Source organism: Streptomyces sp. NPDC059850, assembly GCF_042731515.1.
Lineage (GTDB): Bacteria > Actinomycetota > Actinomycetes > Streptomycetales > Streptomycetaceae > Streptomyces.
Genome location: NZ_JBHWJI010000065.1, coordinates 40,931 through 53,348 on the forward strand (window position 1 = coordinate 40,931; position 12,418 = coordinate 53,348).

At 69.9% G+C, this 12,418-nt stretch carries 12 protein-coding genes and 3 pseudogenes; 8 read left to right on the top strand and 7 right to left on the bottom strand.

The annotated features are described in order from the left end of the window. Positions 1 to 912 precede the first annotated feature (912 nt). A complete protein-coding gene (locus tag ACFV9T_RS36245) occupies positions 913 to 1,155 on the bottom strand; it encodes a DUF6192 family protein (protein ID WP_385446781.1) in 243 nt (80 codons plus the stop codon). Positions 1,156 to 1,217: 62 nt separating this feature from the next. Between ACFV9T_RS36245 and ACFV9T_RS36250 the strand changes: the two are divergent. Then, a pseudogene (locus ACFV9T_RS36250) lies at positions 1,218 to 1,433 on the top strand (IS982 family transposase); the annotation flags it as partial. Here the strand turns inward: ACFV9T_RS36250 and ACFV9T_RS36255 are convergent. Then, a pseudogene (locus ACFV9T_RS36255) lies at positions 1,425 to 2,008 on the bottom strand (IS982 family transposase); the annotation flags it as partial. The pseudogenes ACFV9T_RS36250 and ACFV9T_RS36255 overlap by 9 nt on opposite strands. 153 nt (positions 2,009 to 2,161) lie before the next feature. Here ACFV9T_RS36255 and ACFV9T_RS36260 point away from each other — a divergent pair. From ACFV9T_RS36260 to ACFV9T_RS36275, 4 genes are all read left to right on the top strand, one after another. Next, positions 2,162 to 3,292 carry a S1C family serine protease gene (locus ACFV9T_RS36260; protein ID WP_385446782.1) on the top strand — a complete coding sequence of 377 codons (1,131 nt, stop codon included), beginning with the start codon at positions 2,162 to 2,164 and terminating at the stop codon, positions 3,290 to 3,292. Positions 3,293 to 3,387: 95 nt separating this feature from the next. Further along, entirely contained in the window at positions 3,388 to 4,128 is a 741-nt protein-coding gene (locus ACFV9T_RS36265; RefSeq protein WP_385446783.1) for a response regulator transcription factor, read from the top strand. After that, positions 4,125 to 5,543, top strand: a complete 1,419-nt coding sequence (locus ACFV9T_RS36270; protein ID WP_385446784.1) for a sensor histidine kinase — start codon at positions 4,125 to 4,127, stop codon at positions 5,541 to 5,543. The genes ACFV9T_RS36265 and ACFV9T_RS36270 overlap by 4 nt, the downstream gene beginning before the upstream one ends. A gap of 76 nt (positions 5,544 to 5,619) precedes the next feature. Continuing rightward, positions 5,620 to 6,342 carry a response regulator transcription factor gene (locus tag ACFV9T_RS36275; protein WP_385446785.1) on the top strand — a complete coding sequence of 241 codons (723 nt, stop codon included), beginning with the start codon at positions 5,620 to 5,622 and terminating at the stop codon, positions 6,340 to 6,342. Positions 6,343 to 6,344: 2 nt separating this feature from the next. Here ACFV9T_RS36275 and ACFV9T_RS36280 read toward each other — a convergent pair whose 3' ends face one another. Beyond that, a complete protein-coding gene (locus ACFV9T_RS36280; protein WP_385446786.1) occupies positions 6,345 to 7,085 on the bottom strand; it encodes an SAM-dependent methyltransferase in 741 nt (246 codons plus the stop codon). A gap of 129 nt (positions 7,086 to 7,214) precedes the next feature. Between ACFV9T_RS36280 and ACFV9T_RS36285 the strand changes: the two genes are divergently transcribed. Continuing rightward, positions 7,215 to 7,868 (top strand): response regulator, encoded by a 654-nt coding sequence (locus tag ACFV9T_RS36285; protein WP_385446787.1) that lies wholly within the window; start codon positions 7,215 to 7,217, stop codon positions 7,866 to 7,868. Between the two features lie 570 nt (positions 7,869 to 8,438). Here ACFV9T_RS36285 and ACFV9T_RS36290 read toward each other — a convergent pair. Both ACFV9T_RS36290 and ACFV9T_RS36295 read right to left on the bottom strand, forming a co-directional pair. After that, a pseudogene (locus ACFV9T_RS36290) lies at positions 8,439 to 8,642 on the bottom strand (transposase); the annotation flags it as partial. Next, the gene (locus tag ACFV9T_RS36295; RefSeq protein ID WP_385446788.1) at positions 8,639 to 9,199 is read right to left on the bottom strand and encodes a GNAT family N-acetyltransferase; all 561 of its coding nucleotides are present in this window, start codon (positions 9,197 to 9,199) and stop codon (positions 8,639 to 8,641) included. The pseudogene ACFV9T_RS36290 and the gene ACFV9T_RS36295, both read right to left, overlap by 4 nt. 144 nt (positions 9,200 to 9,343) lie before the next feature. Between ACFV9T_RS36295 and ACFV9T_RS36300 the strand changes: the two genes are divergently transcribed. Together ACFV9T_RS36300 and ACFV9T_RS36305 are read left to right on the top strand one after the other, a co-directional pair. Next, a complete protein-coding gene (locus ACFV9T_RS36300; RefSeq protein ID WP_385446789.1) occupies positions 9,344 to 9,562 on the top strand; it encodes a hypothetical protein in 219 nt (72 codons plus the stop codon). A gap of 13 nt (positions 9,563 to 9,575) precedes the next feature. Next, positions 9,576 to 9,788 (top strand): DUF6087 family protein, encoded by a 213-nt coding sequence (locus tag ACFV9T_RS36305; RefSeq protein WP_385446790.1) that lies wholly within the window; start codon positions 9,576 to 9,578, stop codon positions 9,786 to 9,788. Between the two features lie 112 nt (positions 9,789 to 9,900). On the opposite strand, the gene ACFV9T_RS36310 is transcribed toward ACFV9T_RS36305, so the two are convergent. Together ACFV9T_RS36310 and ACFV9T_RS36315 are read right to left on the bottom strand one after the other, a co-directional pair. Beyond that, positions 9,901 to 11,862, bottom strand: coding sequence for an ABC transporter ATP-binding protein (locus tag ACFV9T_RS36310; protein ID WP_385446792.1), 1,962 nt, complete (start codon positions 11,860 to 11,862; stop codon positions 9,901 to 9,903). Positions 11,863 to 11,989: 127 nt separating this feature from the next. Further along, the gene (locus tag ACFV9T_RS36315) at positions 11,990 to 12,115 is read right to left on the bottom strand and encodes a hypothetical protein (RefSeq protein WP_385446791.1); all 126 of its coding nucleotides are present in this window, start codon (positions 12,113 to 12,115) and stop codon (positions 11,990 to 11,992) included. Positions 12,116 to 12,418 lie beyond the last annotated feature (303 nt).

A 12,418-nucleotide genomic window follows, 5' to 3' on the forward strand; every position in this document is an offset into this window, starting at 1 on the left:
GCTGGGCGCGAACCGTAGAGATAGGGACAGGACTTCTAGCCAAAGACTCAGCGAGGACACCTGCCTGTGGGATTTGAGAGAGATTATACAGATGATGAATTAGCGGAAGCCTTGAACGGAATACCAGTAGAGAGCGGAATTCCGTATAAGGGTTTGATGCCAATCGAATCAGGGAAGGAAGTGGCTGTCGGTCATGCAGTCTCGAATCTCTTCTATAAGGGATGGAGCGACGAGCCGAACGAAAATCTGAAAGAAGCTTTGGAGAGGCATGGTCTGGAGATAGGGCTCGTTGGTCGTAAATGGAAACTGTTGAGAGATGATGACTTTGTTCCGGTGCCACGAAGGACGGACGAGGATCACGTGAGGGGACTTCAGGGGAACATTAGTATTCCAAAGGAAACCGCTAGTGCCATCAATAACTGGAGAAGTAGTAGGGGTCGCCTAACTAGGCCATCCGATGACCTGATTGCGCACTTAGGGGTGCGCGGATATAAATTCTACTCTTTGCCAGCCGATAATAAAGAACAGGTAAAGTATCACATAATGGCGCAAGATAGGGCCTTGCCGGAATCTGCCACCGAATTGACTGTGTCTCGCGTACCTGCCGGTTCACTTCTTCCTGTGAGTGCGAGGGCGAATACTAGCTCTAGCGCGACCGAGGCATCCAGTCCCCGCGCGTCTTCAGCGACGCTGCGCAAGAAGCGCTAACAGATTCCATTCCTCGTCTTCGAATTCACCCGTCATCCGCTAAGGTGTCGGGTGAATTTGCATGCCATGACGAACACTCTCGGTAACGTTACCAATGATGGTGCACTCTGAACTGGGCAAATGCTGCACGCTCCCCATTCAGTCTGCGACTGAGTCGAATTCTCCGCTCCGCCAAGAATTTGGTCCCAGAATTTGCTCCACGAATTAAATCGAACCAATATCCGGCGCTCCGCCCCGGAATGGGCCCGGCGGCGCACGGTTCTTGCCCTCGGGTGGAGTCTTGGTCGTGTCGAAGTGCTCTTCCTCGTCAGGAGTGCTGCCCAGGGCCCGGTGAATGGTGAAGGACACACCCGCCTGGCGATGTTCCTTCGGCCGCCGCGATGCTGTCCAGCGGGCGTTCTCGACCGTGCTGTGACGCAGGCCGATGTCCTCCGCGAGCCGGGTCAAGGCCTGACGGACGGTGAACAGGTTACTGCCGGGCGGGGCACTTCGGATCGTGACGAGACAAAGCCCGCAAGGGTTTCGCGGGCAAGGAGTTCGAGGCTTTCGTCGCCGACTGGCTAGGGGCTCACCTGGTGCGGCCGGTCCGCAAGGACGAGCCGGTCCGGCACGGGAAGATCGCTCGGGTCCGCCAGTGGATCGAGGCTGTCATAGACACCCTCAAAGGCCAGCTCAGTCTTGAACAGCACGGCGGCAGGACCCCTGCCGGGGTCTTCGCCCTTGTCGGCGAGGATCACCTGCCCGGCGCGGATGAGGCGGTGGTCGCGTTCCAGCAGCGCGGCCATCACCTCCCGCTCGCCGAGTTTCGGGTTGGCCAGACACCAGGACACCGGCATGCCTTCGGCGGTGGTGACCAGGTAGAGCCGCAATCCCCAGAAGGAGCGGGAGTGGCTGCGGCAGTAGCCGTATCCGGCATGCCCGGCCAGCTCTGAGCGTTTGACGGTCTCGCTGGAGGCCACGCACGGCAGCGGGGTCGAGTCGATCAGCCGCAGGTCGTCGTGCCAGGTCGGCACCTGCCGGGCGAGCATCTCGATCACGTGGCTGATCAGCGGGCCGGCGGCGTTGAGACGCTTGTTGTAGGCGGACTGCTGAGGCAGGTAGCGGAAGAGGTGCCCGAGCCGGGCGTGTGCGAAGCGGATCCAATGCCGGGCGGAAGGAAGCCCAGCAGGACCTGGGCGACCGCCAGGCACAGCAGTTCGGCGTCCGTGAGTTTCGGAGGTCGCCCGATCCGGCGACAAGGCGCCACATGGTCGTCGATGAACACGTACAGTGCCGCCAGAATAAGCCAACGACTCGCCAGTGAATCCACGCCGAACTGGCGCGACACCTGAACCTCGAACCAAACAACCTCGCCGGGACAAAAACGCTCTTTGATGTCGGGCATACCGACTTCTGCCCTGGTTCTCAGCAGGCCCTCAGCTGGCTCTCATACTTCCGCCGCAGAGTCATAGACATGACCGACAGCCAGCGCCGTAGCGGCGACTACGAGTCCTATCCCTACGCGTACGGCGGCGCGGCGGCCTACCCGCCGCCGCCCACCCATGAGCCGCAGACGCCGGTGACCACCCCCTCCGGGGTCACCGTGTGGCCGGGCGGCGGCACCGACGGATCAGGTGGCGCCGGTGGCACCGGTGGCGGGGACACCACGGCGATACCGCACCACGGCGGCGGCCGCCGCAAGCGGCGCGTCTCCCGCACGGCCGGGCTGCTCGTCGCCGTGGCGGTGGTCTCGGCGCTGGTGGGCGGCGGTACGGCGACCCTGGTCGGGCAGGCCACGGACCAGGGAGGCACCTCCGTGGCGGCCCCCGTCGTCAACGCCAACTCCAGCAGCACCGGCAGCGGTGTCTCCGCCGTGGCGGCGGCCGTGAGCCCCAGCATCGTGGAGATCAGCGCGACATCCGCCTCGGGCGAGTCCACCGGCTCCGGCGTGATCATCACCAGCGGCGGCGAGATCATCACCAACAACCACGTCATCTCCGGCGCCGACTCGATCAAGGTGACGTTCAGCGACGGCAGCACCAAGAGCGCGTCCGTGGTCGGCGCCGACGCGAACAAGGACCTGGCCCTGGTCAAGGTGAGCGGCGCGAGCGGCCTCAAGGCCGCGTCCCTGGGCGACTCCAGTCAGGTCAAGGTCGGCGACCAGGTCGTGGCCATCGGCTCGCCCGAGGGGCTGACCGGCACCGTGACCAGCGGCATCGTCTCCGCGCTCGACCGCGACGTCACCGTCTCCACGGACGAGGGCCAGGGCCAGGACCAGGGCCGGGGCCAGGGCCAGCAGGGCGGCGGCGGACAGTGGCCGTTCGAGTTCGGCGGCGGCAGCTACAACGGCGACGTCGGCCAGTCGACGACCACGTACAAGGCCATCCAGACCGACGCCTCGCTCAACCCCGGCAACTCCGGCGGCGCGCTCATCAACATGCGCGGCCAGATCATCGGGATCAACTCCGCGATGTACGCCCCGGCCTCGGGCCAGAGCAGCAGCGCGGGCAGCATCGGCCTCGGCTTCTCGATCCCCGTCGACACCGTCAAGTCCGACCTCGCCGCCCTGCGCGACGGCGGCAGCGGCGGCAACGGCGACAGCTGAGCCACAGCTGAGCCGACCCGTGGCGGTGACGGGCGTGCGAGGCTGACAGCACAGCGCCCGCCCCCACCCCCGCCCACCGTGAAGGAAACCGATCCATGAGCCCCGCCGACCACGGCGATCAGCCCGCCCGCATCCTGATCGTCGACGACGAGCCGGCCGTCCGCGAGGCGCTGCAGCGCAGCCTCGCCTTCGAGGGCTACGCGACCGAGACCGCCGTCGACGGTGTGGACGCCCTGGAGAAGGCCGCCACCTACGACCCCGAGCTGATCGTGCTCGACGTGCTGATGCCCCGCATGGACGGGCTCACCGCCGCCCGGCGGCTGCGCGCCACCGGGGTGACCGTGCCCGTGCTCATGCTCACCGCGCGCGACACGGTCGGCGACCGGGTCACCGGCCTGGACGCGGGCGCGGACGACTACCTCGTCAAGCCGTTCGAGCTGGACGAGCTGCTGGCCCGGATCCGCGCCCTGCTGCGCCGCAGCTCGTACGCGGCGCGGCAGGGCGCGCCGGTCGCCGACGACGACACGATGTCCTTCGGGAATCTGCGGATGGACCTGGTGACCCGGGAGGTCACCCGGGGCGGGCGGCGCGTCGAGCTGACCCGGACCGAGTTCACCCTGCTGGAGATGTTCCTCGCGCATCCGCGCCAGGTCCTCACCCGCGAGCAGATCCTGAAGGCCGTATGGGGCTTCGACTTCGAGCCGTCGTCCAACTCGCTGGACGTGTACGTGATGTATCTGCGCCGCAAGACCGAGGCGGCCGGCGAGCCGCGCCTCGTCCACACGGTGCGCGGCGTGGGATACGTCCTGCGGCCCGCCGAGGGCGAGCCGTCGTGAGGTTCCGCGGACTCCCGCTGCGCTCGCGGCTGGCCCTGCTGACCGCGGTGGCGGTGGCGGTGGCGGTCGCGGCGTCGGCGTTCGCGTGCTGGCTGATCGTGCGCGAACAGCTCAGCGCACAGCTCGACTCGTCGCTGCGCAACGTCAAGGTCGACGAGCGCAACGTGGTGAGCATCCTGGACGCGTGCCAGAACCCCGACGGCGACGACGGCCACACCCCGCGCGCCCTCGGCTCGTACTCCGTGCAGATCGTGCTGCCCGACGGCAGCCGCTGCCCCCAGCCCGGGGCGACGAAGCTGCCGGTGAGCGCCGACGACGTGGCGGTCGCCACCGGTACGCGGCCGACCGCGCTGCACGACGCGACCGCCGAGGACGGCCGCGACATGCGGGTCTTCACCTACCGGCCGTCCGGCGGCCCGGACAGCCCGCTGCCGCGCGGTATCGCCGTCTCCATGGCCCGGCCGCTCAGCGAGGTCCAGGATCCGCTGAACACGCTCGCGCTCGTCCTCGCCCTCGTCGCGGGCATCGGCGTCGTCGGCGCCGGGGCGGCCGGGCTGTGGATCGCCCGGACCGGGCTGAAGCCGGTGGACCGGTTGACCCACGCCGTCGAGCACGTGGCCCGCACCGAGGATCTGGCCGTCCGCATCCCCGCCGAGGGCGACGACGAGATCGCCCGGCTGTCCCGCTCGTTCAACGCCATGACCGCCGCCCTCGCCTCCTCCCGCGACCGCCAGCAGCAGCTGATCGCCGACGCCGGGCACGAGCTGCGCACCCCGCTCACCTCGCTCCGCACCAACATCGAACTGCTCGCCCGCAGCGACGAGACCGGCCGCGCGCTGCCTCCGGACGACCGCAAGGCGCTCATGAGCAGCGTCAAGGCGCAGATGACGGAGCTTGCGGCGCTCATAGGAGACCTCCAGGAGCTGTCCCGGCCGGACGCGCTGCCCGGCAGCGGACCGCTCCAGGTCGTCGCCCTCCACGAGATCACCGACAGCGCCCTGCGGCGGGCCCGGCTGCGCGGCACCGGGATCACCCTCGACGCCTCGATCGCGCCCTGGTACGTACGCGGCGAGGCGGCGGCGCTGGAGCGGGCGCTGGTCAACCTGCTCGACAACGCCGTGAAGTTCAGCCCTTCGGGTGGTGTCATCGATGTCGCGCTCAGAAGGGGCGAGTTGACGGTGCGGGACCATGGCCCCGGCATTCCCGCCGATGAACTCCCGCACGTCTTCGAGCGGTTCTGGCGTTCGCCGTCCGCCCGCAGCCTGCCCGGCTCCGGACTCGGGCTGTCCATCGTGGCCCGTACCGTCCAGAGTTGCGGCGGCCAGGTGGGGCTGCGGCCCGCGCCCGGCGGCGGCACCGTCGCCTGGCTCCGCCTCCCCGGCGCCCCCACCGCCCCGCCCGAACTAGACCCCTGACCCTCCGCTGACCTTCTCAGCCCCCGTACACGCCGGACTCAGCGAACCCACAGCCACGGGCACCAGGTTTACGCCCATGCACGAGACTTCCCGGATCCTGGTCGTGGACGACGAGCCTTCGGTGCGCGAAGCCATCGGCAGAGCCCTGCGGTCCGAGGGCTACGAGGTCGACACGGCGGGGGACGGCCTCGCCGCGCTGCGCCGCATCGACGAGGAGCCGCCCGACCTGGTGCTGCTCGACGTGACGATGCCGCGCCTGGACGGGCTGGCGGTGGCCCGCCGCGTGCGGGCCTCCGGCCGCACCGTACCGATCATGATGGTCACCGGGCGGGACTCGGTGGGCGACCGCATCGTCGGCCTCGACAACGGCGCCGACGACTACCTGACCAAGCCGTTCGCATGCGACGAACTGCTCGCCCGCGTCCGCGCCCTGCTGCGCCGAGGCCGGGCGCTCGTGCCGTTAAGCCCCGTTTGCCCACCCCCACCCCCGGCGCCGGACGCCCGGCTCGCCTTCGACGACATGACCCTGGACACCCTCACCCGCCAGGTCACCCGCTCCGGCCGCCAACTCGACCTCACCAAGACCGAGTTCGCCCTGCTGAAGCTCTTCCTGTCCCGCCCCCGCCAGGTCCTCAGCCGCGCCGCGATCCTCCGCGACATCTGGGGCTTCGACTTCGAGCCGTCGTCCAACACGCTGGACGTGTACGTGATGTACCTGCGCCGCAAGACGGAGGCGGGCGGCGAGCCGCGCGTGGTCCACACGGTGCGGGGCGTCGGCTATGTGCTCCGCGCGGACTAGGGTCAGGCGGTCGGCGTCCGGCGCAAGACCAGGCAGAGGAAGCCGAAGCTGTCCCGGTAGGAACGCAGCCATTCGGAGCGGCGGGTCGCGGCGGTCGCGAGAGCCTGGGAACTGTCCGGATCATCAGGATGGTCCAGGGCCCATGCGGCCAGCGTCCCCCAGCATGACCACTCGTAGTCGTCCAGCTCCCGGCGGGTGCTGACGTGGCCATGGACGGGCGTCCACCCGTCAGCGGTCACGCGATCCAAGGTGGTCGCCAGGTCGGCGAAGTCGCCGAGCATCTCGACCGCTTCCGGAGAAGGCTCCCCCTCCCAGATTCCGTCACCGACCAGGACGTGCCCGCCCGGAGCCAGATGCCCCCGCGCCGCCGCGAGCGTAGGCAGCAGACCGCCGAAGGCGTGGGCGGCCCCGACACTCAGCACCAAGTCGAACGGCTGCGCGGAGACGAAATCGGCGGCTGCCTGCTGGTGCAGGACCAGGCGTTCCTGGACGCCGAGGCCGCTCGCGGCTTCACGGGCTTGTGCCAGTGCGTCTTCGGAGATGTCGACGCCCTCGGCATGTAAGCGAGGTCTGGTGGACAGCGCCCGAAGGAGCCACTCCCCTCCTCCGCACCCGAGATCGAGCACCCGCGCGTCGGGCCGGGAGATCCCGCGCTCCAGCAGACCGCGCACCGCATCGTCGTCGAGGGGAGCCTTAATCGGATGATGGGCATGAGCGATCCTGGACATTTGTTCACGGTTCATTCGCGCAGCCTGACACCGCCGGAGGTCTGCGCGCACCTCCATTTTTCTCGGTGAGGGTGCGTGCCAGCAGCGCTGCGTCGCACCTCGCGGGCGATTAGGGTCGGGCGTCCGTAGGTGAAGGGGGAGACGATGCCGACCGAACCCGTCAGCGTGGCGCTGATAGATGATCATCCGGCGATCCTCGCGGGGGTCGAGGCGTGGTACGCCTCCTCGGAGCAGCCGATCGAGGTGATCGCGGCGGGCGAGACCGCCGCCACCGCGTGGACACCGCCGGGCGACGGTGCCGACGTCGTCGTGTTCGACCTTCAGCTGAGCGACGCCGGGCCCGCCTTCGGAGAGTTGCGGCGGCTGGTCGACGCCGGGCGCCAGGTGGTCGTCTACACGATGCGCGACGACGAGCAGACGGCGCTGACCTGCCTGGACCTGGGCGCCGCCACGTATCTGACGAAGACCGAGGGCGGCCGCCACCTGGTGGCCGCGACCCTCGCCGCCGCCCGCCAGCACCCGTACACCCCGCCCGCGCTGGCGGGCGCGCTGGGGACGAACGCCCGCAGCGACCGGCCCCGGCTCTCCCAGCGCGAGGAGGACGTGCTGATCGAGTGGTTCCAGTCGGAGTCCAAGGAACTGGTGGCGCAGCGGCTCAACATCAAGGTGCGGACGGTCAACACCTACCTGGACCGGGTGCGCATCAAGTACGCGAACGCGGGCCGCCCGGCCCGCACGAAAGCGGGCCTGGTGGCGCGGGCCATCCAGGACGGGCTGGTGGCCGTCGAGGACCTGTGAGCCCGCGTCGGCGCCGCCACCGCAGCGCGTACGACTCGTTGGCGCCCGTCTCCCCGAGGGCGCGGCGCGGAGTGATCCCAATGGTGCTCATGGAACGTGCTTCCCCCTGTGTTTCGAGCTGGGTTGACCAGCTCAATCGACCGTAGGGAAGCGCACCGGGGACCGCAGACGGCCGAACGACCGACAATCCGGCGGGCGTCTGGGGTGCGCGGACACGACAGGGCCCCGGCATGGCTTGCCGGGGCCCTCGTACGCCTCTGAGTTGTCGACTAGGAGCGTGGGTCGGTAACGGGCAAGCCGCCGAGGGTTGGTGGTCGGATCTCTGGCGGTCTGGGGTTTGTCGGCGGTGTCGGGGCGGGTGCGGGGTGTGGTTGCAGTGGAGGGTGATGGTGCCGCCTGGGCGCTCAGGCCCGGGCGGCGGCCAGTCCGGGGGTTCCGACCTGCCCGAAGACAGCGCGTCCGGGTTTGGTGCGCGGTTTGCGGGCCATGCGCTCGCGCGCTGTGGCGTCGGCCGGGATGCGTCCGCGCGGGGCGGGGCCCATCTTGACCATGCCCAGTCGCTGCGCCAGGCGCCCGCGACGAGCGCACTCCGGTGGTGTACCCGTAGATCAGCAGCCGGACCATCAACCGCGGGTCATACGGCGGGAACCCGCGCTTCTCGGTGGAGGACGCCAGGATCGGGCCCAGGTCGAGCACCTCGTCGACCAGTTCGGCCACGAATCGGGCCAGATACCCCTCGGGCAGCCACTCATCCAGTGACGGCGGCAGCATCAGCATCTTTTGAGATCCGCGGACAGCGCCGCGTAGATGTACTCGCTGCCCCAGCGATCCCCGTCGAGGTCGTTCTCGACCAGGTGCGCCTCCCGGCGCATCCCGAGGCGCTCACAGACCCGCACAGACCCGGTGTTCTCCACGTCCAGCCGTGCGTAGAGCCGGTGCACGCCCAGCGTGTCGAAGGCAAACCCGGCCAGCGTCGAGGCCGCCTCGGTCGCGTAGCCGTGCCCCTGGTGACCTGGGTCCAGAGTCCAGCCGATCTCGGCCTGGGCTGCGCGGGCATCGGCCAGGGCAAGGCTCACCTCGCCAAGGACGCCGGGCTCATCGCGTCGGCAGACAGCGAGCGCCAGCTTGTCCCCGTCGACGCGCCAGGCCGTCTGCGCCGCGCGCTCGGCGGCAACTTGCTCGCTGCGCTCACGCGTGTGCACCGGCCGGTACAAGTAGCGCGCAACGCTCGGCAGGCTCTGGTAGGCGTACAGGTCGTCGGCGTCGCCGGGAGTGAACAGACGCAGCGACAACCGGGCCGTGGTCAACGGCAGCAGCGAAGCGACTTCCATGCGGACCCCCGGGACGCGGATGTGGATAAGGCTGCGGACCGAGTTTCGCATCACGATGCCCGGCAGCCACGCCTTTTCAAGAGCAGTGCTCGGCAGCCGCACTTGCCCCGGGCCGCGAGCGTGCACTTCACCGACGCCCTTGCGTTGGCCGCCGCACTGTTCAACGAGGGCGAGCCTGAGCAGGCTGCCGCAGAAGCCCAGCAGGCGCTGGACGACGCCGCCCGCGTCGACTCCACTCTGGTGGCCTCCCGGCTCAACACCCTGCTGGATGCCGCCAGCCCGTACCGCACCGCTGCGGTGGACGAGGTCCGCACCCGCGCGGCGGATGTCGCGGCAGCGCGGTCGACGCCGGTCGCGGCCTGAGAGCATCGAGACCATGGGCAAGCACTCCCGACCCGGACCGCCGAACCAGCCGTCCCGCGCCGTTCCCCGCGCCGGCGGACATCTCCGTCCGGACGAGCCACGGGTGCTGGAGGAGTGGAACGGATTTTCGTACGAGCCCGCAGGCACCGCCCCGAGCCTCGCGGAGGCCCAGCGGTGGGTGAACGAGCAGACGACCAGTGCCGACAACGGGGAATCCGCCGCCTGATCCGGCCGCTCCTACGATGTGCCGTCGACTCCGGAATCGGAGCTGTTGAGGTTGCGGACCTTGTGGCGGTAGCGGCCCTGGGCTGGCCCCGGACGGGCCGGGACCGCCGTCGTCAGGACGGGCCGAGCTGGACCGTGGGGTGCGATCCGGTGTCCGTCAGGGAGCCGTTCTGGGAGCCGTGGAGGCGGGCGTAGGCGCCGTTCAGGGCGAGGAGTTCGCGGTGGGTTCCGGATTCCACGAGGCGGCCGTGGTCGAGGACCAGGATGCGGTCGGCGTCCGGGGCCAGGTTGAGGTCGTGGGTGATCATGATGGTCGTACGGCCCGCCATCAGCCGCCGCAGCGGGCGCACAACGCGCCGCGCGGCCAGCGCGTCGAGGCCGGTGGTGGGCTCGTCCAGGACCAGCACGGGCGCGTTGCGCAGCATCGCACGGGCGATGGCGATGCGCTGGAGCTGGCCGCCGGAGAGCTGGGCGGTGTGCGGGTCGATGGGAGTGTCGTATCCCTGGGGCAGGGCGCGGATGAAGTCGTCGGCGGCCGCGTCGCGCGCGGCCGCGACGATCTCGTGGTCGCTCGCGCCCGGCCGTCCGCACGCGATGTTCTCGCGGATCGTGTCGTGCAGGATCAGCGTCTCCTGCGGCAGCAGGGTCACGTGGTCGCGCAGGAAGCCAAGGGGTACGGCGTGCAGGGGGACGCCGTCCAGCCGTACGTAGCCCTCGCCCGGGTCGTAGAAGCGCAGCAGCAGCTTGGAGACGGTCGACTTGCCCGCCCCGCTGGCCCCCGTGATCAGGACGAACTCGCCCGGCCGGGCGGTCAGCGACACCCCGGCCAGGGTCGGCCGCTCGGCGCCCGGGTAGCGGAAGGCGACCCGGTCGAACTCCACCGTGCCGTGCACCCGCCATGGCGCGACGGCCGCGCCCGGCGCGGGATCGCGTACGGCCGGTTCGGCGTCGAGGATCTCCAGCAGCCGCTCGGCGCCCGCGGTCGCGGCGGTGAGGGTCAGGCCCAGCTGGCCGAGGTTGCGGATCGGCGGGTAGAGGTAGCCGAGGAAGGCGGCGAAGGCGAGCAGCTGGCCGATCGTCATGCGGTCCTGGGAGATCTCCCAGGCGCCGAGCCCGATGACGGCGAGCACGCACAGCGTCTCCAGGACCTCGACGATCTGCTCGTACAGCTCGCTCATCCGGGCCCCGGACACCGAGGCCCGCATCCACGCCCCCGCCTCCCGCCGCAGCCGGTCCTCCTCGGCGGCCTTGCGGTTGTACGCCTGGGTCAGCACGACGTTCGACAGCGACTCCTCGACCACGGAGGTGATCGCGCCGTCGGCGACCCGCTCCTCCCGGGCGACCGACTTGATGCGGCCGGAGAAGCGCCGGGCGGCCAGCCAGAACAGCGGCGCGAGGACGAAGGTGGCCAGCGCCAGGTCCCAGCGCAGGGTGAACGCGGCGATGGAGAAGAAGACGGTGCTGAAGACGGCCGAGACGGTGCCCACCACCCCGGACACCACCATCTGCTCGATGGCGTCGATGTCCCCGGTCAGCCGCTCCAGCAGATCGCCCTGGCGGTGGCGGGCGAAGAAGTGCGGCGGCAGGTCCTGGACGTGCCCGAAGACCCGGGCCCGCAGCCGCATCACGAAGCGCTCGGCGGTCCAGACGGCGAGCGAGTTACCGGCGTAGCCGACGCCCGCGCCGAGAACGGCGACCGCGAGCCACTGCGCCGCGGGGCTCCAGAACGCGCTGAGCGAGCCCTGCCGCAGGGCGTTGTCGGTGAGGTCGGAGAAGAGCAGGATCGCGGCGGTCTCGGCGAGCGCCGCGGCGATGACGCAGACGCAGATCAGCACGATCCAGCGCCGGTCACCCCTGGTGAGCGGCCAGAACCGGCGGAACGCCAGCCGCGCCGGAAGCTGCGGAGCGGCCTGCTCCGCCGCCTCGCCGTCCTCCGGCGCGGGGACGACGTACGTGTACGCCTCGGGCAGCGGCTGCACCGCCCGCTGGTGACGGCCGTACGGGCGGGGCCGCCCGGGGCGCCGGTGCCGCCCCCGGCCGGTGGCGGGGTCGGCCACGACCATGCGCAGCTGCATGGTCGCCTGGTCGTCGTAAGAGGGCGGGGGTGTCGTCACGTGGGGTCTCCCGGGTCCGGAAACGGCTCGGAAACGGCCGAGGCGGGCCCGCGGCGCGATTGCCGCGGGCCCGCCTTCAGAAGGTGGGTCAGCCGCCGATGGGGCGACGGGGCTGACGCTTCTGCGGCGCCTTCGGGGCGGGCTTCGGGTGCTTCTTCTTGCCCGGCTCGGGCTTGCGGGCGGGCTTGACCGGGGCGATCTTCTTGAAGCTCATGATGTTTTCCTCTCGCGAATGTCGGCGATTCTCTTTCGTTTGTCTCGTCCGTTCGGCTGGGCCGTTCGGTTTCGACATGGAAAACATTAGGAGGGCTATCCGTGAGCCAGTTCGGACTCCGCTGTGTGTTTGCCCAGAGCCGTCTGACGGATTTCTCAGCAGATCCCGGGAACCGCCGCGAGCCCGTATGCGTCCGGGCGCCCGGACATGAAGAAGGGGGCGGTGGGACGGGGCCCCGGCCCCCGGCGCACAGGTGCCCCCAATTACGGGCGCTTTCCGAATCCCAGCACGTTGGCGGGCACG